Here is a 25,734-nt window from a genome sequence, read left to right on the forward strand (position 1 = left end):
CAGTGAGTAACCGCACATTCATGTCGGTTCAACGAAGATATACCAAAAAGGGGGCTCCGTCGCCTCGACGCCCCCACAGGTGGGGGGTACACTCTCGCGACTTGAAGGCCCGCCAGCGGGCCCGGCCAGTGGGGAGACTGGCATGTTTGAGACCGCATCCACCACAGGAAGTAGAGATCAATGAAAAGAATTGAGTCCACCCGCAGGCGCAGCAACAGCGCCCGTCGCCCCCTGAAATCACTGCTGGCGGCCGCCCTCCTGGGCCTCAGTGGCATGCAGGCCCAGGCCGACACCCTGTGGGAGATCTACCTGCAGGCACTGGACAACGACCCGCAACTGGCGGCGGATCGCGCTGCCTTTGAGGCTGGCCTGGAAGCCAAAAACCTGGGCCGCTCCGCGCTGCTGCCGCAGATCAATGGTAATGCCGAACACAGCAGCACCAGCTCCAACTCCACCCAGTTTGATTACACGTTCGGTCCGAACAACGTGATCTCCATCCCCAACAGTCGGAATACCGACGTCGATGATGAGGTGTACTCTGCACGACTGGACCAGGCCATTTTCGACCTGCCGGCCTGGTTCGGCTACCAGCAGGGCAAGTCCGTCAGCGAACAGGCAGCAGCAGAGTTCAGTGCCAACCAGCAGGAGATGATGCTGCGGGTGGCCACCACCTATTTCAATGTACTGCGCGCCTACGACGTCCTGGAAGCCGCCAAGGCGGAGGAGGAAGCCCTGGCCAAGCAGCTGGAGCAGACCCGCCAGCGCTTCGAGGTGGGCCTGACCGCGATTACCGATGTGTACGACAGCCAGGCGGCCTACGAAAACGCCGTCGCCCGCCGCCTGACCGCGGAAGACAACCTGCTCAGCAATTTCGACGCCCTGTCGATTCTCACCGGTACCGAGCACGACCAGGTGGCACCACTGGAGGACGGCTTTACCGTCGCCCCGCCGGAACCTGCCGAGCGCACCGCCTGGGTGGATTTCGCGTTACAGAACAATTTCGACCTGAAAGCGGCCAGCCTTGCCGCAGATGCGGCGCGCAGCAGCGCCCGCGCCGCGGCGGCCGAGCACCTGCCGACGCTGTACGGTTCCGTGAGCTACTCCGACTTCAGCCGTGAAGGCAGCTCGTCAACGTCTGTGCCCGGCGAACCCACGGTTGAACTGCCGATCAACACCTCGACCGAGAGCACCGTCACCGCACTGACCCTCAACGTGCCGATCTTCACCGGTGGCCGCCTGAGCGCCAGCCGCCGCGAGGCCCGTAACCTGTCGTTCCAGGCCCAGGACCTGCGCAACCTGGTACAGCGCAACACCATCCAGGATACCCGCACCCTGCACCGCAACCTGGTGACCGACGTGTCCCGGGTCAGAGCGCGGGAGCAGGCGGTGATTTCCGCCCAGGCGGCCCTGGAAGCGAACCAGGCGGGCTACGAGGTGGGCACCCGCAATATCGTCGACGTGTTGCTGGCCCAGCGGACCCTGTTCCAGTCCAAGACGGACTACGCCAACGCCGTTTACGACTATATCGACAATACCCTGCGCCTGAAGCGCGTGGCCGGCTTGCTGGCCCCAGCGGACCTGCAGGAGCTGGAAGCGAAGCTAAACCCGGCGACCCCGGTTGTCCGGGTCGGCGAGGCCGCTGCCACTGCAGCCGAGCCAACCAAGTAACGGCGCAGTGCGGCTGGCGATCAAACGCCAGGAACCAAAAGCGGGGCCCAGGCCCCGCTTTTTTGTTTCGCTCACTGACAGCTATTCAGCCTCCCCATTCCCGGCGATCAGAGCTGCACCGCCAGCGACTCGATTTCATCCACCAGCCGCCCCAGGGCACCGGAATTGGCCTCAGCGACCCGGCGACCGGCCGCACCATCCTGGCGCCGCTTCTCCGGATCCTGCAGCCACTCCCCCACGCTATCGGCGATCTCCTGTGCCGACTCGGCCACTCGCAGCGCCCCCGCGTCCATCAACAGCTCTGCCACCTTGCTGAAGTTGTGCAGGTGGGGACCACATACCACCGGGACGCCCCAGGCAGCCGGCTCGATCATGTTATGACCGCCCACCGGCACCAGGCTGCCGCCGATAAAGGCAATATCAGAGGCACCGTAAAAGCGCAGTAGCTCACCCATGGTGTCTCCCAGTAAAACCTGCTCGCCGGCGCTCACCCGTCCGCCGTCACTGCGACGACGACAGACCAGTCCACGGTCACGGCACAGCCGCGCGACGCTGTCGAACCGCTGTGGATGTCGCGGGACCAGCACCAGCAGCAAATCCGGGAAACGCTCGCGCAGGAGTGCGAAGGCGTCGAGGAGCAGCTCATCCTCTCCCTCATGGGTGCTTGCCGCCAACCAGACCGGGCGATTGCCACTGCCCCGCCACTGGTGACCGATGGCCTGGGCTTCGCTGGAAAGCCCGAGATCAATGGTGAGATCAAACTTGATATTGCCACTGGTGAGCAGACGCTCCTGCGGCAGCCCCAGGCGCACAAACCGCTCGGCGTCCGCAGGATACTGGGCGACCACCCGCGTAAGCCGGTTGAGCATGTTATGCGTCAAGCCCCGAAACCGGCCATAGCCTTCCGCCGACTTCTCACTGAGGCGCGCATTGGCCAGCAATACCGGAATATCCCGCCTCTCACACGACCGCAGCAAGTTGGGCCACAGCTCTGTCTCGATAATGATCAGCAGCCGCGGGCGCAAGCTTTCGAGAAAGGGCCGCAGACACTCCGGAAGGTCGTAGGGCAGGTAGAAGTGCAGCAGGCGCCCACCCAGTTTTTCAGCCAGAGCGGCACTCACGCGCTCGGAGCCCGTGGGCGTGGTGGTGGTAACCAGCCACTGCCAGTCCTGATGTCGACTGGCGAGGGTTTCGATCACCGGCACCGCGGCGAGGGTTTCCCCCACGGACACCGAGTGTACCCAGACCAAGGGGCGCTGACTCGCGCGCGGTGGAACCTGCCCCAGACGCTCGCGCCAGCGCTGTCGGTAGGCAGGCATGGAGCGTCCCCGCCACCAGAGGCGCAGTAAAATGATCGGCAGAGCGAGGCGCAGGAGCCAGGTGTAGAGAAACTGCATGCAGGCGTTGTGTACTCGGTTGAAAGCGCGCAAAGAGCGGCATTTTAACCGCCCGCGACCAATGCGTCGCCTGTGTCAGCTGTCGCCAGGGGCAGTCAGTCGAGAATAGCTGAGCCGCAGGGCGCAGGCAGGGTTCAGGAGTGTGCGCGGCGGTAAAACTGTGACTCTGCCCCCAGCACACCACAGGCCATGCCGGCAGAGCGACAGGCCCGCAGCCAGGCGCGTGAGCGCTGGCGGCTGGCGGCGACACTCAGTACGCAGGTCAGAGAGGCGGTGACCAGCTGCAGAAGGGCTGATGCAAACACATCGATGCGGCCGCGACCTGCCAGCAGTTTTTGCTGGGCCAGGGTGATGCCGACTGAATACTTGCGGCGAGACAACCAGCGCAGGGTGGCGCGGCACTCGGGTATATCCTCGTATACCACCGCTTCCGCACAATGGAGGATGGAGACCCCCTGCAGCGCTGCCGCAGTGAAGAACATCACGTCTTCGCCGCCGGCGAAGGGGCGCCCCTCGTCGAACCGCAACTGCAGCCGGCGAACCTCGGCGAGCGGGATCAGCACGTTATTGGTAGCGCAATACGGCAGGCGCTCGCCTGTGCGACGGCGTTTACGGGAAAAGAACATGGTGTAGTAATCAGGTGCCGATGCCGGCAGCAGGCTGATTACGCTGCCGCAGACCACGGTGTTTCCGCCCGCATCCTGCGCGAAGCCGAAGAGTTTCTGCAACCAGTCGCCAGCCACCCATTCGTCGTCGTCAATAAACACCAGGTAGTCGGCGCCCTTGGACTGCGCCTCATCGAGGCAGCGATTGCGCGCAAAGGGGATGCCGCGCCGGGGTTCGGCGGCGTAGTGAATCGGGAGCGGGAAGTCGGGCTGCAATCCCTCAACCAGCGGACGGGCACTTTGCGCGGGATCGTTGTCGACCACCGTCACCGATACCCTGACCCCGTCCGGCAATTCCGTGTTCGAGAGGCTCTCCAGTGCGCGGCGCAGCTGCTCCGGCCTGTGGCAAGTGCAGATACAGATATCCAGCAGTGGTTGCAACGTTAACTCCTGTCACCAGCCAAGCCACGGGAAGTGAGCCCCGATCGAGATTTTGGCAGCCTATACCCCCCCGGCGGGGATGTCTATAATACCCGGCTTTGCTTCGCCATTGGTGACACCGGCTTGCGCCGTGGCTGACCAATAGCGAAGCCCAGAGGCGTCGTCAGGACCAGTCCGGACACGCGCCAAACGCTAGCGCAGGATCCATCTCGCGCAATGTGCTCATTGTGAGGCCCCGATGAAAGTCATGCAGTTGCTGCCAGCGCTGAACTCCGGTGGTGTCGAGCGCGGTACGCTCGACCTCGCCCGCGCACTGGTGGCCGCAGGCCATGAATCCGTGGTGGTCTCCAGCGGCGGTCGCATGGTCGAGCAACTGGAAATCGAGGGCTCCCGGCATCTCGCCCTGCCGATTCACCGCAAGTCCCTACTCAGCCTGCGCCAGGTGCGCCCGCTGCGAGAGCTGATCCTGCGCGAGCAACCGGACATCCTGCATGTGCGCTCGCGGGTGCCCGCCTGGCTGACTTACTTCGCCTGGAAAAAGCTCCCCGCCCGGACCCGACCGCGCCTCGTGAGCACGGCCCACGGTCTTTATTCGATCAATCGCTACAGCGCCATCATGGCCAGTAGCGAGCAGGTTATTGCCATCTCCGAGTGCGTGCGCGACTACCTCACGTCGAATTACCACCGCTACCTGCAGCGGCCGCCGGAAATCATTTACCGTGGGGTCGACACCGCGGAATTCTCCCCCGAACTGACACCCCCCCGGGGTTGGCGGGAATCCGTGGAGGCTGAGTTCCCGGGATTGCGCGACCGTCGCTGGCTCCTGCTGCCGGGCCGGCTGACCCGCTGGAAAGGTCAGGAAGATTTTCTGCAGCTGCTGGCCGACCTGGATCGCGACGACCTGCACGGGGTAGTGCTGGGAGGTGCAGAAGCCAATAAGCAGCACTATGCAGAGGAACTGCGCCAGCGGGCGCTGGAGCTGGGCCTCGGGGAGCGTGTTTCTTTCGTTGGCCAGCGCAGCGATATCCGCTACTGGTACAGCGCCTCGACCCTGGTGTACAACCTGTCCAAGCGCCCGGAGCCCTTCGGTCGCACCGTGATTGAGGCGGCGGCCATCGGCACCCCGGTGATCGGCTACGATGTTGGTGGTCCGGCGGAGTCACTGAAGGCCTGCTTCCCGGAGGGCCTGGTCCCAGACGGCGACATTCAACAACTGAAAGAAAAAACGCTCGAACTCCTGCAGAGTGATGCTCGACCAGTTCTGCAAAGCGAATTCACCCTGCAAACCCAAGCCGAGCGAACCATCGCGCTCTACGCTCGGCTGCTGGCCGAAAAAGGGGGAACCGCGTGATCGACCTCAGTGGCCTCAGCCCATTTGCCAGCGGCGGCAACCGCCACTGTTACCGGCACCCCGGAGATCCACACAAATGTGTCAAGGTCATGCGCGCGGGCCGGATCGAGGAACTGCGGAATCGGGCGCCCTGGTACAAGCGCCTGGCGGGCGACAGCCGCTTTGACGACAACCTGCGCGAACTTGCCGGCTACCGGCAGCGAGCGCTGCGCGGGGCGGGCGATGAGAGCCAGGCCTGGCTACACCTGGCGCGCTGGCATGGCATTCAGGAGACCTCCGAGGGCCCCGGTGCGGTGACGGAGCTGATTGTCGATGAGCGCGACCAGCCGGCAATCACCCTGGAGCGCTACCTGCAGCAGCACGGTCTCGACAAACCCATTGAGGGGGCGCTCGAACGCTTTTCCCAGTGGCTGTTTGAAACCGGCATCCTGACCAAGAATATCCTGCCTCACAACCTGGTCATCCGCGATGAGCAGGGCCAGCCGGAGCTCTGCCTGATCGACGGCATCGGCTGCGCCGCCTTCCTGCCACTGGCGGAATATTTCCCGCGTTCCCGCAGGCGCTATATCCAGCGGCGGATCGATCGCATGTGGCGGCGCATCCGCTGGGAAATCTCCGACCGCAATATCACCTGGAAAGAGGCAGAGCGCAGCAGCCAGTAAGCGCTCACAGGTCAAAGCACTCGCAGGTTGAGAGTCTTGCGGCCACCTTCGATTGCCCGGACAGCAACTGCCCGGCAGATCAAACAAAATGGCCTCGCCAGTAGCGGGGGTCCATAATATTCAGTTCATGAAGGCTTGAATTGGTGCGCTTTGAGGGGCTTCCCACAAATATGATCTTGCCCGTGATAATGGCCGGCGGTTCCGGCTCCCGTCTGTGGCCTCTCTCCCGGCAGCTTTACCCAAAGCAGTTCCTGCCACTATCTGGCGAGCAAACCATGCTGCAGGAGACCTGCGCCCGGCTGTCCGGCCTGCAGCACCTACCTCCCCTGATTGTCTGTGGCGAGGAACACCGCTTTACCGTAGCCGAGCAATTACGCGCAATCCATCAGGACCACGGCGGTATCGTTTTGGAACCCGCCGGGCGCAACACCGCACCGGCAATCGCCCTGGCGGCGCTACAGGCCCTCGCCTCCGGCGAGGGAGACCCGCTGCTACTGGTGCTGGCGGCAGATCATGTCATCCGGGATCTGGACGCCTTCACGAAGGCCATTCAAAAAGCCTGCGAATCCGCGCAGCAAGGTGAGCTGGTCACTTTCGGCATCGTGCCCACCGCGCCGGAGACCGGCTACGGCTACATTCGCCGCAAAAACAGCAACGGCAATAACAGGCTCGACGCCTCGAGAGTGGAGCAATTCGTTGAGAAGCCCGATTGGGAAACCGCACAGAAGTACGTACAGAGCGGCGATTACTTCTGGAACAGCGGTATGTTCCTGTTCCGGGCCAGCCGCTATATCGAGGAACTGGGCCGGCACCGCCCCGCCATCCTGAGTAGCTGTGAGCGGGCCATGGCATCCGCGGCGGTGGATGTGGATTTCGTGCGCCCGGAGCGATCCATTTTTTTGCAGTGCCCGGATGACTCCATCGATTACGCCGTCATGGAAAACACCGCCGATGCGGTGGTGGTTCCGCTGGACTGCGGCTGGAGCGATCTCGGATCCTGGTCGGCCCTGTGGGAAGTCTCGGACAAGGATGACAACGGCAACACCGCCAATGGCGATGTCATGCTGTACGACAGTCGCAACTGTTATGTGCAGAGCGACCACAAGCTCATCGCCGCCATTGGCCTCGAGGACCTGGTAGTGGTCGAGAGCGACGACGCCATCATGGTGGCCGCCAAGGACCGGGTGCAGGACGTCAAGAAGGTAGTCGAGAGGCTGAAGGCAGAAAACCGCCCGGAGGCCATGGTGCACCGCAAGGTCTATCGTCCCTGGGGCTTCTACGATTCGGTGGACGCGGGGGAACGCTTCCAGGTCAAGCGGATTGTGGTGAACCCCGGGGCACAGCTGAGCCTGCAGATGCACCATCACCGCGCCGAGCACTGGGTGGTGGTCTCCGGGACTGCGCGGGTGACCTGCGGCGATGAGCAGCGCCTGCTCAGCGAAAACCAATCCACTTATATCCCGCTTGGCGTCAAGCACCGACTGGAAAATCCCGGTGCCATTCCCCTGGAGCTGATTGAAGTGCAGTCGGGCTCGTATCTGGGGGAGGACGATATTGTGCGTTTTGAGGACAAGTACTCGCGAAGCTGAACAGACCCGCGGTCAGCGCTTTCGCTTTAGGGAGCCGCTGTTAACAAAGAGCGGCGTCAATGCAGTGTTTCGAGGAACCGCTCGACCGCTGCAGCCCACTGTCCACTGCCGTGGGCCAGCTTGGTCGCGTTTTCCCCCATGCGCCGTCGCAGGTCAGCATCACCCAGCAGGGTAAGGATCTGGGCAGTGACATCGGTCTGGTCGCTCGCATCGCAAAGCAGGCCCGTCTCTCCCTCGATCACGGCATCGGCTGCGCCGCCCTCGCGCCCCGCCAGCGCCGGCACTCCGTACCAATTGGCCTCACGATAAACGATTCCGAAGCCCTCGACCGAGTCTCCCTCGCGCCGGGCGGGCATCAGGAACACCTCTGCGCGGGCAAACAGGGCCGCTTTCTGTTCCTCGCTCACAGCGCCGGCAAAGTGCACACAGTCGGCGACTCCCTCTGCCGCGGCCAGCGCCTCGAGCCTGGGCCGATCATCCCCCTTGCCGGCGATGATATAGAGTACATCCGGGTGCTGCTCGCGCACTTCCGGCAGCGCCCGAATCACCGCATCAACGCCTTTGCGCGGCTCCAGGCGCGCAAGCGTCAACAGCACCGGCGCACGCCCCGCAATCACCTGGTCCGCTGCGGCAAGTTGCTCCTGCTGTGCATCCGGCTGCGGACCGATGGGCGGATTGATTACCGTCAGGCGGGCGCTGTCCCCGAGATAAGGGCGGGCGAGATCGGCGGTGTAGGCGGAGTTGGCGATGACCACATCGGCCGCGGATAACGCCTGCCGGATACGCGCGCGCTTGGCATCACTGGGGCGGGCGGGAAATTCCATACCGTGGGCCAGCACCACCAGAGGCACATCCAGGTCGGCAAGCAGCTCGGCACTTTTCCAGGAATCCGCGAAAACGCCCTCGATGCCCCCCGCGCGGACCGCGGACCGCACGGCCCGAGCCTTGCGACGGCGCCGCCAGGATTTCACACCGCCAAAGAAACGCACCTGGTAAGGGCCGCTGACGGTGTCCTCAGCCCCTTCGACACGATCGGCCAACACCAGTACCTGATGCCCTGCACCGCCGAGATTACTGGCCAGCCCTTCCATGAGCATCTCGATTCCGCCCCGACGCGGCGGGAAACACTGGGTGGTAATCAGGATCATGCGTACCTCAAGAAAGCGGCTTCAATCTGTCAGTCGGTCACACCGACGCAGCAGGGCCCGGGCGCAGAGCACCTCCTGAGCGAGGGGTTCCCGCGGACCTGCCACGGGAATCGATACATCCTCAACCCTGTCCGTCAGCTGCTCCTGATCCACCAGACGCTGCACGGCGGCACGCACCTTGTTGGCTGGCCGACGGCTCGGCAAAGGAATCACGCCAACGCGCGCCTCGCTCTGCAGGGCCTCGAAAATCATCGACACACTGTCGCCGGTCACCCAGACCTGCTCCGCCTGCGCCAACTGCTCTGCCAGCCAGCCCGGCGGGCAATCCCGCCAGTGGCAGATCTCGCCCGCAGCAGCGGGCAGGCCAGACAGCGTGCCTTCGGGCGTGCGCCGACTGTCGGACAGGGTCCAGTCGAGAGGTTCAGCCAGCAGGCGCTGCAGGTGCTGGCGCACATCACTCGCGTCCCAGCTGAAGTGCTTGCTCGGCCCTCCAAGTAAAATTAGCCCCTTTCCCGGGCGGCGACGCCCGCGCGGCAGGGGTTCGGTCAGTGCCCCCTGGCTGAGGATCACATTCTGCAGCGGCGGGGGTCGATCGTGCTCAGGGATGATGGCGAAATCGAACCAGTGCAGAGGCAACGAGGGGCGCATCACCACCACACTGCGGCCGCCGAAATAACGGCGTGCAAACAGGACCGACCAGTGACTGCGGTGCCCGGCGCCGACGATGAAATCCGGTTGCGGAAGCGACGATAAATGTGGGTTGAGACCCCGGCGCAGGAGGGTGCCGAGCTTGGCGGCGGGTATGTCGTGGCAGTCCACCTCGCGCCCGCAGGCACGCAGACCGCTGACCAGCGCCGCTGTCTGTTTTTCATGGGCGCGATTACCGTCGAGAAAACGCCAGACCGTCAGCCGCACTTGGGAAACCCCGACTCTAGAGATAGGTATTACGCCGCCTCGGGCGCCGGCGCTCATGCTAACCGATCACCCCGGAGGATTGAAGCCGCCGCAGCGACAGGTCACCAGCGTCACAGCGTTACTATCTGGTCCCGCAGGCAGCTCGCACCATTGCCCGGGCGGTGAACAGCCCGACCCCCTGCAAATGGACGCGCTCTGGGCGCCACCGCTATAATCGCTCCCCTTGAGTCGAGACTATACCGAGACTAGCAAGTCGATAGCCGAGCCCTTAACGGGTCCATGATTTCCCGAGCCCGCTCTCCGGCGAGCCGCTCACCAGATTACCCAGTGTTACCCACCTTATGCGTATCATCCACGTCGATAACCATCAGCAGCGCAAGTACGGTCACACCTCCGTCAGCTGGGCACTCAAACTGTACACGGGACTGGTTCGTGCGGGACACAACGTCCTCGCCTTCAGCGACCGCGATGTAGCCGCGTTCGAGGCACCCTTTCGTATCCGGGAGCTGGTCAGCCGCAAGAAGGTCAACCAGCGCCTGCTGCAGAGCGTGGAGGCCTTCGAGCCGGACCTGGTGATCCTCGGTCACTGCGACCTGATCGACAACGAGACCTTTGCCGAGATCCGTCGGCTCCGCCCGCAGACCGTGATCGCCGCCTGCAATAACGATCCGCTGTTCGTGCCGAGGAACTCGGACAACATCGCCAAACGCTGCGAGATCGCCGATGCCATGTTCGTCTCCACCGGCGTTGAAGACCTGAAGCGTTACGAGGGCAAGCGGGCGAGCCTCTGGCACATGCCCAACCCGGTGGACCCCTCGGTGGAAACCGCAGACTGCAGCGCCCACAGCGACCTGGAGGTGGACCTGCTGTTCTGCAGCAAGGCCCAGGCCTACACCGAGCGCGGCAAGATCGTGCAGTACCTGAAAGAAAACCTGCCGGCGGATCTCAATTTCCGCACCCCGGGCATGTACGACCAGCCCACCCTATGGGGTCGCGACTACGACCATATCCTCGCCAACAGCAAGATGGGCCTGAACCTGAACCGCCAGGAGGGCTACCACTGGTATTCCTCCGCGCGCATGGCGCAGCTGGCCGGCAACGGTCTGCTGGTATTCACCCATGCGGGGGCGCGCTTCGAGGAGTTTATGCCGGCGGAGACCCTGGTCTATTTCGATAGCGAGGAATCTCTGTTGCAACGGATTGTCGAATTCCATTCCGACGACGACAAGCGTCGCGACTGGGCCGGCCGCTGCCGGGAGTTCTTCCATCGGGAAATCAATAACACCCTGTACGCCCAGTACATTGTCGAAACTTCCATGAACCTGCCATACAGCCACAATTATGTCTGGATCAAGTAGTACCACCAATCCACTTCGCGGACTCTATCGCCAACCCGACTCCCGCTGGGTTTCCGGGTTGATCACTTTTACCGGCGTCAGCCTGCTGCTGATGCTGATCGGTTTCCACCTGCTGCCCAACGTGGGCCGCATCCAGACCATCTTCTATCTGACCCTGCTGCCCGCCACCCTGCTGTTACTGGGCTGGCGGCGGGACTGGAGATTTCTGCGCTCCTGGCAGTTTGCCTGCTTTATCAGCGTACCCGTGGTGCTGGCGGTATCGACCCTCTGGGCAGACAACTCGACAGCCACGGTAGAGCGCGATGTCAGCTTCTACTTCAAGGTGCTGGCCTACTTCTTTCTCTTTTACTGCGCCCTCTACCTGGTGATGGAGCAGCGCGGCGAAGAGATGCTGCACCGGTGGTTGCGCTGGCTGATCGCGCTCGGCACGGTTTCCTGTGCCGCTTCACTGGTGGTGTATGGCCTCGATGGTGGCTTCAGCAAGCTCTATCGTATCGGCGGCATTTCCATGCAGAACAATATCGACAAGACGGCCATGCTGTACGGCTTTCACGTCATCTTCTGCTGCTACGGCCTGTCCCTGGACTCGCGTCGCTGGCGCGCACTATCGTGGCTGGGACTGGGCCTCGGCTGTGCCTATATCGTCGTTTCCCAGACCAAGATCCCCATCGTGATGGCCGCCTTTGCCATCTGCCTGGCGGCAGTCGTAAGTCGCTCCGTGGTGCTGCGTGTGCTGGTGCTGCTGGGGGCGGTCGCAGTCCTGCCTGCAGCCTATCTGCTGCTGTATGGCGACCTGCCGCTGTTGCACCGCAGTAATGCCTACTCAATCCGGCTGGAGCTGTGGGCCAAGAGCCTGGAGGGTTTCCTGCAGTCGCCGTGGATCGGCAGCGGCCTGGTGCACAAGCAGTTCATCGAGCTGCACACTGTACTGCCCCACCCACACAATTATTTGCTGGACGTGGCCCGCTTCGCTGGCCTGTTGGGAGTCGCGGCCTGCGTCTGGCAGGGTGTCGCCATCGCCTGGATCGGCCTGCGTAAAGACCAGCTGCTTAGCTGGGTGCCGGGAATGTACCTGATCTGGTTCGGCTTCGGCGTCATCGCCATGCTGATCTATGCCCAGCAACCGCTGGTAAAGCCCAGCTATATCTGGATCTTCTACTGGATCCCGCTGGCTGTACTGCTGGTGCGGGACCAGCTGACCGCCCCGAGAACAGAGACAGCGCGCAGCCAGGAGGCACGCCTGTCACAAACTAGCAATCACGCAACGTTAGAGTCGCACGGATGAATGTAACTGTATTTGGCACCGGCTATGTAGGCCTGGTGCAAGCTGCTGTGCTGGCGGAGGCCGGCAACAAAGTGGTCTGCATCGATATCGATGAGGACAAGATCACCCGGCTGAAGCAGGGTCATATTCCCATCTATGAACCGGGCCTGGAGCCGATGGTGAGAGAGAGTATCGCTACCGGCAATCTCTCTTTCTCCACCGATGCCGCTGTTGGTGTGGAGCACGGGGAATTGATCTTTATCGCCGTGGGCACCCCGCCGGATGAGGATGGCTCTGCGGATCTGCGCCATGTACTCACCGTGGCTGATACCATCGCCACCGACATGACAGTGAAGAAATACATCATCAACAAATCCACCGTTCCGGTGGGCACTGCCGACAAGGTGCGCGCGACTGTCACCAAACGCCTGACGGAACGCGGCCTCGCTGAATTGCCCTTCGATGTGATCTCCAACCCGGAATTTCTCAAGGAAGGCTCGGCCGTGGCGGACTGCATGCGTCCCGACCGCATCATTATCGGCACTTCGGAAAGAGAGTCCGAGCAGAAGCTGCGCCACCTCTATGCGCCCTTCAACCGCAACCATGAAAAAATCCTGGTGATGGATGTAAAGAGTGCGGAGCTGACCAAGTACGCCGCCAATTGCATGCTGGCCACCAAGATCAGCTTTATGAACGAGATGGCCAATATCGCCGACAAGGTGGGGGCCGACATCGAGGCAGTGCGCCGCGGCATCGGTTCCGATCCGCGCGTAGGCTACCAGTTTATCTATGCCGGCATCGGCTACGGTGGTTCCTGTTTCCCGAAGGACGTAAAGGCCCTGATCTCCTCAGCCGAACAGCTGGGCCTGTCGGCGGAAATACTCGCGGCGGTGGAATCCCGTAACGAGCAGCAGAAACACTACATGGCCGAGAAAGTGCTCGAGCATTTCGATGGCGACGTACAGGGTAAGGTGTTCGCCCTGTGGGGACTGTCCTTTAAGCCCAATACCGACGATATGCGCGAAGCCCCCAGCCGCGTGCTGATGGAACGCCTGTGGGAGAAGGGAGCCCGGGTGCGCGCCTTCGACCCGGAAGCCATGGAAGAGTGCCAGCGTATCTATGGCGACCGCGAAGACCTGGAACTCTGCGGCACCAAGGAAGCGGCCCTGAAGGGCGCCGACGCCCTGATCGTGGCCACCGAGTGGCAGCAGTTCAAAGCGCTGGATACCGCCGAAGTCAAAAACCTGCTGAGAGCACCGGTTGTCTTCGATGGCCGCAACCAGTACGAGCCGGAGGAAATGGAAGAGGCTGGCTTCTGCTACTACTGTGTTGGCCGGCCCGACACCAGCGCCTGCTGATTTCTGGTGTTTCGCGATCATCGATTAGCCCGGGTTTTTCCGGGCTTTTCTTTATCTGAATTTCTGAAGGGATGGCCCGGTGGCGGCGAGGCGCCGGGGGCGACCTCTCGAAAACGCATGAATACATCCCTGTAGCTCCGCTGTGACATCCCTGTCACAGACGGTTTCGAAAGGTCGCCCCCGACACCCCGCCTTCGATTCGAAATTGAGCGCACCACTCCACACCTGCAAGATGAAAACGCCACAACCGAACCAGACCGGTAGAGATACAACTCTCTGATCGGACCGGTCTGTAGTTGCTTGAAGAGTTTGCCCTTCGGAGCCACTGAACGATAAATCTAAGGCAGAGTACCGGGTGACTGGTTTCGAAACCGTCGGCGACAGGGACGTCGCCGCCGGAGCATACAGGGACGTACTTGTGCGTTTTCGAAACCAGTCACCCGGTGCTCAGCCGCCACAAAGCGCGCTTGCGGCCCCGGGGAGCAGTAGGAGATCTTCGAGGCTCAACCGCTGAGGAAGCGAGCCTTCCAATCCTGTTGAAACATCCTGCTCGGCACGCCTAAACAAAAAAGCCCGGAAAATTTCCGGGCTCTCGAATAGATCCAAACAATGATCAGGCGATCTTCGCCGTCACCTCCGGCGGCTGATCGACTACATCGGTCAGCCACCCGCGATGCGCCGCGCTGCGACCCTGCACCACGTCAAAGTACAGCTCCTGCAGGCGCCTGGTGATGGGACCGCGGCGGCCCGCTCCGATAGTGCGGCCGTCCAGCATGCGGATCGGCAGTACCTCTGCTGCGGTGCCGGTGAAGAAGGCTTCATCGGCGATATAAACCTCGTCGCGGGTAATACGCTTTTCAACCACCTGATAGCCACACTCGTGCGCAAGCTCGATGACGGTGCTACGGGTGATACCGTCGAGGCAGGAAGTCAGCTCGGGGGTATAGATCACGCCGTCGCTGACGATAAAGACATTCTCGCCACTGCCCTCGGCCACGTAGCCCTCGGGATCCAGCAGCAATGCCTCTTCACAGCCGTTGCGGATGGCCTCCTGCAGCGCCAGCATCGAGTTGATGTAATTGCCGTTGGCCTTGGCCTTGCACATGCTGATATTCACATGGTGGCGGGTGTAGGAGGAGGTATTTACCTTAATGCCCAGCTCCCGTGCTTCGGGGGTCATGTAGCTGGGCCACTCCCAGGCGGCCACGATTACATGGGTCTGCAGGGAATCGGCGCGCAGGCCCATACCCTCAGAACCGTAGAAGACCATCGGCCGCAGATAGGCTTCGCTCAGGTTATTCTCCCGCACCACCATGCGCTGTGCCTCGTTGAGGGTCTCAGCGTCATAGGGCATGGACATGTTCATGATCTTGGCGGAGCGAAACAGGCGCCGGGTGTGATCGTGGAGACGAAAGATACTGGCGCCGGCGTCTGTCTCGTAGGCGCGTACCCCCTCAAACACCCCCATCCCGTAATGCAGGGTGTGGGTCAGTACGTGAACGCGGGCATCCCGCCAGGGAACCAGCTCGCCATCAAACCAGATAACGCCGTCGCGATCGGCAAAAGACATGAGAAACTCCTACAAATCCGCAAATCGGATTCCTGAAAAACAGTTTATGCACAAAGCACAGCATCCGCAGAAGCGCTCACGCTTCAGCCGAAGAGCTGTTGCCAGTTTGTAGAAACGGTCTTTCTTTCCGCTTTGAACTGGTCACCGTCTACCACTCCCGGCAGCTGTTGTAATGCCAGGCGGTGACCCTCAGATCGGTAGGCTTTGTAGGCGTCGATCAGATGTCCGGCTTGGTGGGCCGACATCAGGCCTGCCTCATCGAGGCTTTCGAGGATGCGAATGTTATCGGTGTACCGCAGTATCGAAGGGGCTTTATACGCCCAGGCCAGAGCAGCATATTGAACCATAAACTCGATATCGACAATACCGCCCGGGCCCTGCTTCAGATCGAATGAATCCTTATTGCTCTTATCCAGATGCGCGCGCATTTTATCGCGCATCGCCACCACTTCCTCTCGCAATTTCTGCTCGTCGCGCTGCGAACAAAGCAAGTCGAGGCGCAGCTGGTCAAAATCGCCGCTCAGGCGCTCACTGCCGGCCACGGGGCGCGCTCGCACCAATGCCTGGTGCTCCCAGGTCCAGGCACTCTCCCGCTGGTATTTCTCGAACGCCGTCAGCGAGGTCACCAGCAGACCGGAATTACCCGAGGGCCGCAGGCGGGTATCCACCTCGTAGAGCGGACCGCTCAGGGTGCGGGTCTGCAGGATGTGGATCAGCCGCTGCGCCAGGCGGGTGTAGAAGCTGAGGTTGTCGATGGTCCGCTCGCCGCCGGTCGTTCCCTGGGGGTTGGCGTCATGCACGAAGACGATATCCAGGTCCGAACCATGGCCCAGCTCCAGACCGCCCAGCTTGCCATAGGCAATGATGACAAAGCGCATATCGTCGGCGCTGGCACCTTCCGGCTCGCCATGTTTCTCCACCACCTGCTGCCAGGCGAGTATCAACGCCTGCTGCAGGATGGCCTCGGCGAGCCAGGTCAGGGAGTCGCTCACCTTCATCAGTGGCAGCGCGCCGGTGACCTCCTGGGCCGCGATACGCAGCGCCTGCCCCTGTTTGAAATGGCGCAGGGCTTCCATCTGCGCCTCCAGGTCCTCCGGGTCCACCCGCAGCATTTCCCGGCGCAGCTCATCGGCAATTTCTGCCGCCGACGAGGGCGCCAGCAGGCGGCGACTGTCCAGCAGCTCGTCCAGCAGGATGGGATGGCGGGCCAGCTGGTCGGCAATAAAGGGGCTGGCACTGCAGAGCCGCAACAGCTGGCTCAGCACCGGCGGGTTCTCATTGATCAGTACCAGATAAGCACTGCGGCGCAGGACTGCGCGCACCAGCGGCAAGACCCGCTGCACCGCCAGCAGAGGCTTATCTTCCTGAGCCGCCGCCGCCAGCAGCAGTGGCATAAACTGGTCGAGCCGCTCCCGCGCGGCATTGGGCAGGGCACGCACCATGGGCGAACAGTGCAGCTCTTCGATGGGCTGCAGGGCCTCCTCGGCGGGCTCAAAACCGGCGCGTTGCAGGCTCAACAGGTTGACCTCGCGGCTCGACTCGTTGTCGCAACTGGCCCAGAGCCCCTCCCACTCCTCCGCCGCGCTCGGCTCGGCGATTTCCTCCGGCGGCGCAATGACGATATCGAATTCCCGCTGAATGAGCTGACGCGCCTCGGCCAGATCATCCACTAGCGCCGGCCAGCTGTCCCGGCCCAGGGCATAGGCCAGCGCTGCGCGATGTTGGTTTTCTGCGGGCAGGGTCTGAGTTTGCTGATCGCGCTCCGCCTGCAGCGCGTGCTCCACCCGCCGCAGCAGTGTGTAGGCCTGTGCCAGCGCTCCGGCGACACCCTTTTCCAGGTGGCCGTCCCGCTCCAGCAGGGGCAGCAGCTTGAGCAAGTTGCGCTCTCGCAGGGCGGGCTCACGGCCGCCCCGGATCAACTGGAAAGCCTGGGCGATGAATTCCACCTCGCGGATACCGCCGCGGCCTAGCTTGATGTTGTCCTCGAGTCCACGCGCCCGCACCTGTCGCTGGATCAGTCCCTTCATCTCCCGCAGGGCATCGATGGCACTGAAGTCGATATAGCGGCGATAAGTGAAGGGACGCAGCATTTCCATCAGTTCCGCACCGAGCCCGGCGTCGCCGGCCACCGGTCTCGCCTTGACCATGGCGTAGCGCTCCCACTCCCGCCCCTGGGTCTGGTAATAGTCCTCCATGGCGGCGAAGTGGCTCACCAGCGGCCCGCTATCCCCATAGGGACGCAGGCGCATATCCACGCGGAAGACAAAACCGTCGGCGGTCATGGCGTCCAGGGATTTGATGATGCGCTGCCCCAGGCGCTGGAAAAACTTCTGGTTTTCCAGTGCTCTCTCGCCATCGGTTTCGCCGGGCTCCGGATAGGCAAAGATGAGATCAATATCGGAGGAGAGGTTGAGCTCCCGGGCACCCAGTTTGCCCATGCCCAGCACCACCAGGGACTGCGGGTTGCCCTCGCTGTCACGGGGTTCGCCGTAACGGGCCACGAGGTCGCGATGATGCCAGTCGAGGGCAGTCTGGATACAGGTCTCGGCCAATTCGCTCAACCGGCCGCACACGCGGGGAATCTCCCACTGCCCTGCAAAGTCACGCCAGATCGCCTCGGCGGTCACTTGGTTGCGAAGGCGCCGCAGGGCACGATCCAGATCCGCCTCCTCGTCAATGGTGCGCATCCAGTCCGCATCGAGACCCAGGTCGTCACTCTCGAGCAGTTGCGGCAGCAGATCCGGCTGGCGACAGCACTGCTGTGCAAAGAAGTCCGAGCCCACGAGGCTGCGGGCGACAGCGAGCTGCGCCCCGGGAGCGCCCAGGGCCCGGGACACCCTGTCGACCCGCTCTTCACCCGCCGCCTCACACCAGCGCTGCCAGCGCTCCTCCAGCAGAGACTGCAAATCCGCGGGACAGTGGGCGGCGTCGAACATGGCGTGAATCATCCTTAAAGCATGGCCGGAAACAGAAAATTTGGGGTGCTGTGGTCGTGGCCGTCAGAAGGCAATATCCGGTGGCGGTGCCACTCGCAGCACCTCCGCCACCGTGGTGATGCCGGCAGCGACCTTTCTGGCACCGGAAAGGCGCAGACTGTTCATTCCCTCGCGCATCGCCTGGCGGCGCACCCCCTGCAGATCGCAGTCCGCTGTCACCAGTCCCTGGATCGACTCGGTGAATGGCAGTATCTCGTAAATCCCCTGGCGGCCGCGGTAACCGGTGTTGCGGCATTCGAGACAGCCCTCCGGGCGGTACACCACCCCGGGCTTGGGCGCTTTCCAGGGCTTGGTCAGGGCCTGCCAGTCGTCATCGCTGACACTGTCGGGCTGCTTGCAGGCCGGGCACAGGGTGCGCACCAGGCGCTGGGCCATCACGCCGAGTACGGAGGATTTCAGCAGGTAATGGGGTAACCCGAGATCCAGCAGGCGAGTCACCGCGGTGGGCGCATCGTTGGTATGCAGTGTGGAAATCACCAGGTGACCGGTGAGCGCTGCCTGCACGGCCATCTGGGCCGTTTCCAGGTCGCGGATCTCCCCCACCATGATGATGTCCGGGTCCTGTCGCATCAGCGTGCGGATACCGGCAGCGAAATCGAGACCGATAGCGTGGTGTACCTGGGTCTGGTTGAAGCTTTCCTCCACCATCTCAATCGGGTCTTCGATGGTGGAGACATTCACTTCGCTGGTGGCCAGCTGCTTCAGCCCCGTGTAGAGCGTGGTGGTTTTACCGGAACCAGTGGGACCGGTCACCAGCACGATGCCGTTGGGCCGGCCCAGCATCGTCTGCCAGCGGGCCAGGTCCTCGCCACCGAGACCCAGGTCGCTATAGGAGCGCGCCAGCACCTCCGGATCAAAGATCCGCATCACCAGCTTCTCTCCGAACGCAGTGGGCAGGGTGGAGAGACGCAGCTCCACCTCGCGACCGTCCGGGCGCTTGGTCTTGATGCGCCCGTCCTGCGGTTTGCGCTTTTCCGCCACGTTCATGCGCCCGAGAATCTTCAGGCGGCTGGTAACGGCGGCATTCACCTGGTCCGGCAGGTCGTGGATGGGGTGCAGCACGCCGTCGATGCGGAAGCGGATGCGGGCCACTTCCCGCCGCGGCTCGATATGGATATCACTGGCACGCTGGTCGAAGGCGTGCTGTAACAGCCAGTCGACGATATTGACGATATGCTGGTCATTGGCCTCCGGGTCCTTGAGACTGCCCAGCTCCAGCAGCTGTTCGAAGTTGCCACTGGAGGAGCTGCCCTTGAGACCGCTGGCGCCGGAGATGGACTTGGCCAGGGAATAGAATTCGACGCAGTAGCGCTGGATGTCCGCCGGGTCCGCCACCACCCGCTGCACCGAGCGGCCGCTGGTATGCTCCAGCTGCTCCTCCCAGCCGTGGGTAAACGGCTGCGCCGTGGCCACCAGCAGGGTGTCCTTGCTGGCCTCGACGCAGAGAATCTGGTGGCGCTTGGCAAACTGGAAGCTCATCACCTCGGTAATGGCCGCCACGTTTACCTTCAGTGGATCGATATGAAACAGGCGGTGTGAAGCGCTATCCGCCAGCCACTGGGTCAGGGTCTCGCTGTCCAGGAGCCGCCCGGGTGACTTCAGGTTCTCCAGTTCGCTGCTGGCGATATAGGAAAGCGGGTGCATCTGTGCCTGCTCGGCGGTGCGCGGCGTGCCGATCAGCCGGTTGGCATCGGTGCGGCTCACATAGCCCTCGGCCACCAGGTCCTCGAGCAACCCCGCCAGATCCAGCAACCTGTCCGCCAATTTGCTTACCGCCATAGGAAACACCCATCTTCTATTCTTTTGCTTGGAAGCCCCGGGTTTGCCTTACCCCGGGCGAAGCCGACGGGGCATTGTAGCCCCTATGGCGGCACACAGCAGTGCAATCTGTCCACCGGTTACCGTGATCACCACCGTTTAAGGTACCATGCGCGCCATCCCGATCCCGAGCCAAGGAGCTGACCATGGCCCTGACCAACATTGCCAACCTGTTTGGCCGCTCTCCGATCAAACCGATCAAAGAGCATATGGCGACCGCCCACGAGGCCTCCGCCGACCTGGTTCCCTTCTTCGAGGCCCTGATTCAGGGCGATCTGGCCAAGGCCGAGGAAATTCAGAAACGTATTTCCGCCGCCGAAAACCGTGCCGACGATATCAAGCGCGACCTGCGCCTGCACCTGCCGGACAGCCTGTTTATGCCGGTATCCCGCTCCGACCTGCTGGAGCTGCTGCACGCCCAGGACAAGATTGCCAACACCGCGCAGGATATCGCCGGCCTGTCCATCGGTCGCAAGATGGAGATCCCCGCCAAGCTGCACAACCAGATGGCCACCTTCGTCGAGAGTGCCGTCGTTACCTCCGCCCAGGCACTGCGGGCCATCAATGAACTGGACGAGCTGCTGGAATCCGGCTTCGCTGGCCGCGAAGTGGACATCACCCAGCGCATGACCGAGGAGCTGGACGACCTGGAGCGCAAGTCCGACAAGCTTGAGGTGGAAATTCGTGCCGCACTGTTCGAGATCGAGAAAGACCTGCCGCCGGTGGATGTGATCTTCCTCTACCGGGTCATCGAGTGGATCGGCGACCTGGCGGACTGCGCCCACGGCGTAGGCAACCGACTGCAGTTACTACTGGCGCGATAAGGGGGAAGTACGATGGAGATTATCAGTCAGTACGGGCATATCTTCCTGATCATGGCCTGTGTATTCGGCTTTTTTATGGCCTGGGGCGTGGGCGCCAACGATGTCGCCAACGCCATGGGCACGTCAGTGGGCTCCCGCGCCCTGACCGTCAAGCAGGCGATCCTGATCGCCATGATCTTCGAGTTTGCCGGCGCCTACCTGGCTGGCGGCGAGGTGACCTCCACCATCCGCAAGGGCATCATCGACTCGGAAATATTCTCCACGCAGCCTGAACTGCTGGTATACGGCATGCTGTCGGCGCTACTGGCCGCCGGCACCTGGCTGTTGATCGCCAGCATCCTCGGCTGGCCGGTCTCCACCACCCACTCCATCGTTGGTGCCATCGTCGGTTTCTCCGCCGTAGGTATCTCCGTCGACGCGGTGGCCTGGGGCAAAGTGGGCAGCATCGTCGCCAGCTGGGTAGTATCCCCCGTTCTGGCCGGCACCATCTCCTTCCTGTTGTTCCGCAGTGTGCAGCGGCTGATCCTCAACACAGAGGATCCTTTCGCCAACGCCAAGCGCTACATCCCCTTCTACATGTTCGCGGTGGGCTGGATGATCGCCATGGTCACCCTGACCAAGGGCCTCAAGCATGTGTTCAAGGACGCCAATATCCAGCTGAACTTCCTCCAGGATGCCGGCATCGCCGCCATTGCCGGCCTGGGCGTGATGGGGATCGGCATCGTGATGCTGAAGCGCGTCAAGCGCGATCCCAGCCGGGAGAAGGACAACCGCTTCTACAACGTGGAGCGGGTCTTCGCCATCCTGATGGTCTTCACTGCCTGCGCCATGGCTTTTGCCCACGGTTCCAACGATGTAGCCAACGCCGTCGGCCCGCTGGCGGCGGTGGTGAACACCGTACAGATGGGGGCCGTCACCGCCAAAGCCACCATGCCGTCCTGGATCCTGCTGCTGGGTGGTGCCGGTATTGTGGTGGGTCTCGCCACATACGGCTTCAAGGTCATGGCGACCATCGGCCGCAAGATCACCGAGCTGACGCCGAGTCGCGGTTTTGCCGCCGAGCTGGGCGCGGCGGCCACCGTTGTACTGGCCTCCGGCACCGGCCTGCCAATCTCCACCACCCACACCCTGGTCGGTGCGGTGCTGGGTGTAGGCCTGGCGCGGGGTATCGGCGCGCTGAACCTGCGCATGATAACCACCATCGCCGCATCCTGGGTGGTTACCCTGCCCGCCGGCGCCGGTCTCGCCATCCTGTTTTTCTTCTTCTTCAAGGGCATCTTCGGCTAGCCGCCGACCCCGCAGCCCTGTTAAAAAGGGGGAGCGACGCCAGTGCGTCGCTCCCCCTTTTTTTTACTCACTTTCCGGGACAGCCAAGACAGGACAGGAAATAGCCATGCAACTGCCCATATTCCAGGCGGACGCTTTTACCAGTGCAGTTTTCGGCGGCAACCCCGCGGCGCTGGTGCCACTGGAGCAGTGGCCTGAGGATCAGCTACTGCAGCAAATCGCCGCCGAGAACAATCTGTCCGAGACAGCATTCGCCGTAAAGGTGGACGGCGGATTCGAGCTGCGCTGGTTTACCCCCGTAGCGGAAGTGCCGCTGTGTGGCCACGCAACCCTCGCCGCAGCGCACCTGCTGTGGACCGAGCGAGGTTATCCAGCGGATGCGATTCACTTCTTCACCCAAAGCGGGCCTCTGGTTGCCAGGCGCGAGGGCAACCTCATTGCCCTGGATTTTCCGGCACAGGCACTGCGGGCAGTGGACGTGGAGTCGCCCTTTGCCGAGCCTTTTGGCGCAGCCCCCTGTGAAGCCTTCGCCGAGAATACCGACGGCGGCAAGCTGCTGCTGGTTTTTGCCGACACGGCGACAGTGGCCGATCTGCGCCCGGACTTCCGCGGCGTGGCGGCCCTGCCCCATCAGGGCGTGATCTGTACAGCGCACGGAGAGGACTGCGACTTTGTCAGCCGTTTTTTTGCCCCCAATGTGGGCATCGACGAGGACCCGGTGACCGGCTCCGCCCACACGCTCCTCACCCCGTTCTGGGCCGGTCGCCTTGGAAAAAAAGTGATGCGGGCGAGGCAGATCTCGGCCCGTGGGGGAGAACTGGAATGCGAACTGCGGGAGGATCGGGTCATTCTGCGGGGCGCGGCGGTCACCTACCTCCGCGGCGAAATTGTCATTGCGCGCTGACGTGAGCGGTTACCAGTAGTGATAGTGAAGCCGCTCCTCCTTGTGTGGCCCGGCGATGGTCCAGATCAATTCGATTTCACTACCGTGTAGCAACAGGTCCGCGGTGTAGCGATCGCGCCCGCACAGGTGCGGTGCCACCTGTCGCAGGCCGTGCGCGGTCACCGGTTCCAGTTCAAACAGCAGCACCGGCTCCTCGCGTCGCTGATGTTCCAGCCGCACACGGTGCTCCAATCGGCCCCAGCGATAGCGATTGCGCATCGGCAGTTTCAGGCCATCACTGCGGGTAAACTGCGCTGCTTCATCAAACAGCAGCAGCTCACCACAGCGTGACACCTCGACCTGGCCGCGCCCGTGTCCACGCCAGTCGGTTCCCGAGCCGGCACCATTGCTGGCGGTGAAGCTGAGTTCCGTGATTTTTGCAAGGCGAAACCATAACGCCTCGATGACTTTACGTTGATCAACCACCGGTTAGGAAACCATGTCGCTTCTGATTTTCGTCACTGTACTCTGGGCCTTTTCATTCAGCCTGATCGGTGTATATCTCGCCGGCCAGGTGGACAGTTATTTCGCCGTGCTGACCCGCATCGTGTTGGCGGGCCTGGTCTTTTTACCGCTGTTCCGCTGGCGCGGCTGTGACCGTCGCACGGCGCTGACGCTGGTGATTATCGGCGCCGTGCAGCTGGGGTTGATGTACCTCTTCTACTATCAATCTTTCCTGCTGCTGAGTGTACCCGAGGTTCTGCTGTTCACGATCTTCACCCCCGTGTATATCGCAGTTTTTTACGACCTGCTGGAGCGCCGCTTCTCGCCCTGGAACCTGGCCGTGGCCGCGCTTGCTGTGGCCGGAGCCGCAATCATTCGCTGGGACCAGCCCGCCGGCAGTTTCTGGCGCGGTTTTCTCATCGTCCAGGGGGCCAACATCTGCTTCGCCCTTGGCCAGGTTGCCTACAAACAGTTTATGCAGCGCCGCCCCGGCCTGCAGGCCCATACAGCTTTTGCCTGGTTCTACGTAGGGGCGGGCATTGTGGCCCTGTTGGCGTGGCTGCTTCTGGGTGAGCCTGACTACCCCAGCACCGCCGTGCAGTGGACAGTACTCCTCTGGTTGGGGCTGGTCGCCTCGGGACTGGGCTACTACCTGTGGAACCAGGGCGCCACGCGTGTCTCGGCCGGCACCCTGGCAGCCATGAACAACGCCCTGATTCCGGCGGGGCTGCTGGTAAATCTGTTAATCTGGAACCGGGATGCAGACCTCGCGCGGCTCGGCGTGGGTGGCGCCATCATCGTCACTTCCGTGCTGTTGAGCGAATGGCGAGTCCGGCAAAACAAACCCGGGAATACACAATCGGCAGGGAATCCTCATGGCTGACACGCTTCCATCTCTTAAGCAGCAACTGGCACAGTTGGTGGCGGCCCCCAGCGTCAGCGCCACCGATCCAAAGCTGGATATGGGCAACAGGGGTGTTGTGGAGCTGCTGGCGGCCTGGCTGGAAACCCTCGGCTTCAAGGTAGAACTGATACCTCTCCCGGACCAGCCCCACAAAGCCAACCTGATCGCCACGCTGTCCGCTGGCGGCCCCGCCGACGGTGGCCTGGTCCTAGCCGGACACACGGACACCGTGCCCTATGACGAGGGCCGCTGGAAGACAGACCCTTTCACCCTGGATGACCGGGATAACCGCTTCTATGGTCTCGGCAGCACCGACATGAAGGGTTTTTTCCCCATCGCCATCGAGGCAGCCAGGAGCTTTATCGACAAGCCGCTGCGCCAGCCGCTCATCATTCTCGCTACCGCTGACGAAGAAACCTCCATGGCCGGCGCCCGCGCCCTGGTGAAAGCCGGTCGGCCAAAGGCCCGCTATGCGGTAGTTGGTGAGCCGACCGGGCTGAAACCCATCCATATGCACAAGGGCATGATGATGGAATCGGTGCGGATCACCGGCCAGGCCGGCCACTCCTCCAATCCGGCCCTGGGCGCCAATGCCCTCGAGGCCATGCACGAGGCGATTGGTACGCTATTGCGAGTGCGGGCGGAGTGGCAGGCCCAATACCGCAATCCCGGCTTCGCCGTGCCGGTGCCAACCATGAACCTGGGCTGTGTTCACGGCGGGGATAACCCCAACCGGATCTGCGGCCATACCGAGCTGCAGTTTGATGTGCGCCCCCTGCCCGGCATGCACCTGGACGATCTGCGCGCGGAGCTGGACCGGCGACTGCACGCCGCGATTCAGGATGAAAAACTGACGCTCGATTACGGGCCGATTTTTCTCGGCACCGAGGCTTTCGCACAAGACCGGGAGTCAGAACTGGTCAGGGCCGCCGAAAAGCTCACCGGCCACAGCGCCGAGAGCGTCGCCTTCGCCACCGAGGCGCCCTATTTCAAGAGTATGGGCATGGATACGATCGTGCTGGGCCCGGGAGATATCGACCAGGCGCACCAGCCGGACGAGTACCTGGGGCAGGACAGGATCCAGCCAATGGTGCGGGTACTGCAGGGATTAATCGCCAAGTTCTGCCTGTGAGGATATAGTTTCCGGCTCGCACTTGCCCGAACCGGAATCGAGGAACCTCTGTTCCGGCCG

General features: G+C 62.6%; 20 protein-coding genes. 12 read left to right on the plus strand and 8 right to left on the minus strand.

The window, feature by feature from the left end; all coding sequences use genetic code 11:
• Positions 1–180: 180 nt before the first annotated feature.
• Positions 181–1,668 carry a TolC family outer membrane protein gene (locus tag AWR36_RS07245; RefSeq protein ID WP_067083174.1) on the plus strand — a complete coding sequence of 496 codons (1,488 nt, stop codon included), beginning with the start codon at positions 181–183 and terminating at the stop codon, positions 1,666–1,668.
• Positions 1,669–1,775: 107 nt separating this feature from the next.
• On the opposite strand, the gene waaA is transcribed toward AWR36_RS07245, so the two are convergent.
• Positions 1,776–3,065, minus strand: coding sequence for a lipid IV(A) 3-deoxy-D-manno-octulosonic acid transferase (waaA, locus tag AWR36_RS07250; RefSeq protein ID WP_067083176.1), 1,290 nt, complete (start codon positions 3,063–3,065; stop codon positions 1,776–1,778).
• Positions 3,066–3,199: 134 nt separating this feature from the next.
• Positions 3,200–4,111 (minus strand): glycosyltransferase family 2 protein, encoded by a 912-nt coding sequence (locus tag AWR36_RS07255; RefSeq protein WP_067083178.1) that lies wholly within the window; start codon positions 4,109–4,111, stop codon positions 3,200–3,202.
• Between the two features lie 238 nt (positions 4,112–4,349).
• Here AWR36_RS07255 and AWR36_RS07260 point away from each other — a divergent pair, with 238 nt between their 5' ends.
• The 3 genes from AWR36_RS07260 (at position 4,350) to AWR36_RS07270 (ending at position 7,713) form a co-directional block, all read left to right on the plus strand.
• Positions 4,350–5,462, plus strand: a complete 1,113-nt coding sequence (locus AWR36_RS07260) for a glycosyltransferase family 4 protein (protein ID WP_067083181.1) — start codon at positions 4,350–4,352, stop codon at positions 5,460–5,462.
• Positions 5,459–6,124, plus strand: coding sequence for a YrbL family protein (locus AWR36_RS07265; RefSeq protein WP_067083184.1), 666 nt, complete (start codon positions 5,459–5,461; stop codon positions 6,122–6,124). Before AWR36_RS07260 ends, AWR36_RS07265 begins: the two co-directional genes overlap by 4 nt.
• Before the next feature lie 170 nt (positions 6,125–6,294).
• On the plus strand, positions 6,295–7,713 hold the full coding sequence (locus AWR36_RS07270; RefSeq protein ID WP_067083187.1) for a mannose-1-phosphate guanylyltransferase/mannose-6-phosphate isomerase: 1,419 nt from the start codon (positions 6,295–6,297) through the stop codon (positions 7,711–7,713).
• A 56-nt stretch (positions 7,714–7,769) separates the two neighbouring features.
• Here the strand turns inward: AWR36_RS07270 and AWR36_RS07275 are convergent, their stop codons facing one another.
• The gene (locus AWR36_RS07275; protein ID WP_067083189.1) at positions 7,770–8,861 is read right to left on the minus strand and encodes a glycosyltransferase family 4 protein; all 1,092 of its coding nucleotides are present in this window, start codon (positions 8,859–8,861) and stop codon (positions 7,770–7,772) included.
• Between the two features lie 21 nt (positions 8,862–8,882).
• Complete coding sequence (locus tag AWR36_RS07280) at positions 8,883–9,776, minus strand: mitochondrial fission ELM1 family protein (protein WP_176491111.1); 894 nt, start codon at positions 9,774–9,776, stop codon at positions 8,883–8,885.
• Between the two features lie 341 nt (positions 9,777–10,117).
• On the opposite strand from AWR36_RS07280, the gene AWR36_RS07285 reads away from it, so the two are divergent.
• From AWR36_RS07285 to AWR36_RS07295, 3 genes are read left to right on the plus strand one after another with little or no spacing between them, the layout of a single operon-like run.
• Entirely contained in the window at positions 10,118–11,134 is a 1,017-nt protein-coding gene (locus tag AWR36_RS07285; RefSeq protein ID WP_067083192.1) for a glycosyltransferase family protein, read from the plus strand.
• Entirely contained in the window at positions 11,118–12,419 is a 1,302-nt protein-coding gene (locus tag AWR36_RS07290) for an O-antigen ligase family protein (protein ID WP_141398491.1), read from the plus strand. Before AWR36_RS07285 ends, AWR36_RS07290 begins: the two co-directional genes overlap by 17 nt.
• Positions 12,416–13,756 (plus strand): UDP-glucose dehydrogenase family protein, encoded by a 1,341-nt coding sequence (locus AWR36_RS07295; protein ID WP_067083196.1) that lies wholly within the window; start codon positions 12,416–12,418, stop codon positions 13,754–13,756. Before AWR36_RS07290 ends, AWR36_RS07295 begins: the two co-directional genes overlap by 4 nt.
• 613 nt (positions 13,757–14,369) lie before the next feature.
• Here AWR36_RS07295 and AWR36_RS07300 read toward each other — a convergent pair.
• The 3 genes from AWR36_RS07300 to AWR36_RS07310 all read right to left on the minus strand — a co-directional run bounded on the left by AWR36_RS07300 (position 14,370) and on the right by AWR36_RS07310 (position 20,101).
• Positions 14,370–15,326 carry a branched-chain amino acid transaminase gene (locus AWR36_RS07300; RefSeq protein WP_067083198.1) on the minus strand — a complete coding sequence of 319 codons (957 nt, stop codon included), beginning with the start codon at positions 15,324–15,326 and terminating at the stop codon, positions 14,370–14,372.
• Positions 15,327–15,409: 83 nt separating this feature from the next.
• Positions 15,410–18,262 carry a bifunctional [glutamate--ammonia ligase]-adenylyl-L-tyrosine phosphorylase/[glutamate--ammonia-ligase] adenylyltransferase gene (gene glnE, locus AWR36_RS07305; protein WP_067083989.1) on the minus strand — a complete coding sequence of 951 codons (2,853 nt, stop codon included), beginning with the start codon at positions 18,260–18,262 and terminating at the stop codon, positions 15,410–15,412.
• A 63-nt stretch (positions 18,263–18,325) separates the two neighbouring features.
• Positions 18,326–20,101 (minus strand): GspE/PulE family protein, encoded by a 1,776-nt coding sequence (locus AWR36_RS07310; protein ID WP_067083200.1) that lies wholly within the window; start codon positions 20,099–20,101, stop codon positions 18,326–18,328.
• A gap of 185 nt (positions 20,102–20,286) precedes the next feature.
• Between AWR36_RS07310 and AWR36_RS07315 the strand changes: the two genes are divergently transcribed.
• The 3 genes from AWR36_RS07315 (at position 20,287) to AWR36_RS07325 (ending at position 23,155) form a co-directional block, all read left to right on the plus strand.
• Complete coding sequence (locus tag AWR36_RS07315; RefSeq protein WP_067083203.1) at positions 20,287–20,964, plus strand: TIGR00153 family protein; 678 nt, start codon at positions 20,287–20,289, stop codon at positions 20,962–20,964.
• A gap of 12 nt (positions 20,965–20,976) precedes the next feature.
• A complete protein-coding gene (locus AWR36_RS07320; protein ID WP_067083206.1) occupies positions 20,977–22,251 on the plus strand; it encodes an inorganic phosphate transporter in 1,275 nt (424 codons plus the stop codon).
• Between the two features lie 106 nt (positions 22,252–22,357).
• Positions 22,358–23,155, plus strand: a complete 798-nt coding sequence (locus AWR36_RS07325) for a PhzF family phenazine biosynthesis protein (protein WP_067083208.1) — start codon at positions 22,358–22,360, stop codon at positions 23,153–23,155.
• 9 nt (positions 23,156–23,164) lie between these two features.
• On the opposite strand, the gene AWR36_RS07330 is transcribed toward AWR36_RS07325, so the two are convergent.
• Positions 23,165–23,620, minus strand: coding sequence for a DUF6314 family protein (locus tag AWR36_RS07330; protein WP_067083211.1), 456 nt, complete (start codon positions 23,618–23,620; stop codon positions 23,165–23,167).
• A gap of 13 nt (positions 23,621–23,633) precedes the next feature.
• Between AWR36_RS07330 and AWR36_RS07335 the strand changes: the two genes are divergently transcribed.
• Positions 23,634–24,521 carry a carboxylate/amino acid/amine transporter gene (locus tag AWR36_RS07335; RefSeq protein ID WP_067083213.1) on the plus strand — a complete coding sequence of 296 codons (888 nt, stop codon included), beginning with the start codon at positions 23,634–23,636 and terminating at the stop codon, positions 24,519–24,521.
• Complete coding sequence (argE, locus tag AWR36_RS07340) at positions 24,514–25,674, plus strand: acetylornithine deacetylase (protein ID WP_067083215.1); 1,161 nt, start codon at positions 24,514–24,516, stop codon at positions 25,672–25,674. Before AWR36_RS07335 ends, argE begins: the two co-directional genes overlap by 8 nt.
• Positions 25,675–25,734 lie beyond the last annotated feature (60 nt).

This window comes from Microbulbifer flavimaris (assembly GCF_001641755.2).
GTDB classification, from domain to species: domain Bacteria; phylum Pseudomonadota; class Gammaproteobacteria; order Pseudomonadales; family Cellvibrionaceae; genus Microbulbifer; species Microbulbifer flavimaris.

What these genes read in the sequence shown, in the direction of transcription:
- AWR36_RS07245 (WP_067083174.1), top strand. Translation starts at nt 181, where the DNA reads ATGAAAAGAATTGAGTCCACCCGCAGGCGCAGCAACAGCGCCCGTCGC.
- waaA (WP_067083176.1), bottom strand. Translation starts at nt 3,065, where the DNA reads ATGCAGTTTCTCTACACCTGGCTCCTGCGCCTCGCTCTGCCGATCATT.
- AWR36_RS07260 (WP_067083181.1), top strand. Translation starts at nt 4,350, where the DNA reads ATGAAAGTCATGCAGTTGCTGCCAGCGCTGAACTCCGGTGGTGTCGAG.
- AWR36_RS07270 (WP_067083187.1), top strand. Translation starts at nt 6,295, where the DNA reads ATGATCTTGCCCGTGATAATGGCCGGCGGTTCCGGCTCCCGTCTGTGG.
- AWR36_RS07275 (WP_067083189.1), bottom strand. Translation starts at nt 8,861, where the DNA reads ATGATCCTGATTACCACCCAGTGTTTCCCGCCGCGTCGGGGCGGAATC.
- AWR36_RS07285 (WP_067083192.1), top strand. Translation starts at nt 10,118, where the DNA reads ATGCGTATCATCCACGTCGATAACCATCAGCAGCGCAAGTACGGTCAC.
- AWR36_RS07290 (WP_141398491.1), top strand. Translation starts at nt 11,118, where the DNA reads ATGTCTGGATCAAGTAGTACCACCAATCCACTTCGCGGACTCTATCGC.
- AWR36_RS07295 (WP_067083196.1), top strand. Translation starts at nt 12,416, where the DNA reads ATGAATGTAACTGTATTTGGCACCGGCTATGTAGGCCTGGTGCAAGCT.
- AWR36_RS07300 (WP_067083198.1), bottom strand. Translation starts at nt 15,326, where the DNA reads ATGTCTTTTGCCGATCGCGACGGCGTTATCTGGTTTGATGGCGAGCTG.
- glnE (WP_067083989.1), bottom strand. Translation starts at nt 18,262, where the DNA reads ATGTTCGACGCCGCCCACTGTCCCGCGGATTTGCAGTCTCTGCTGGAG.
- AWR36_RS07310 (WP_067083200.1), bottom strand. Translation starts at nt 20,101, where the DNA reads ATGGCGGTAAGCAAATTGGCGGACAGGTTGCTGGATCTGGCGGGGTTG.
- AWR36_RS07315 (WP_067083203.1), top strand. Translation starts at nt 20,287, where the DNA reads ATGGCCCTGACCAACATTGCCAACCTGTTTGGCCGCTCTCCGATCAAA.
- AWR36_RS07320 (WP_067083206.1), top strand. Translation starts at nt 20,977, where the DNA reads ATGGAGATTATCAGTCAGTACGGGCATATCTTCCTGATCATGGCCTGT.
- AWR36_RS07325 (WP_067083208.1), top strand. Translation starts at nt 22,358, where the DNA reads ATGCAACTGCCCATATTCCAGGCGGACGCTTTTACCAGTGCAGTTTTC.
- AWR36_RS07335 (WP_067083213.1), top strand. Translation starts at nt 23,634, where the DNA reads ATGTCGCTTCTGATTTTCGTCACTGTACTCTGGGCCTTTTCATTCAGC.
- argE (WP_067083215.1), top strand. Translation starts at nt 24,514, where the DNA reads ATGGCTGACACGCTTCCATCTCTTAAGCAGCAACTGGCACAGTTGGTG.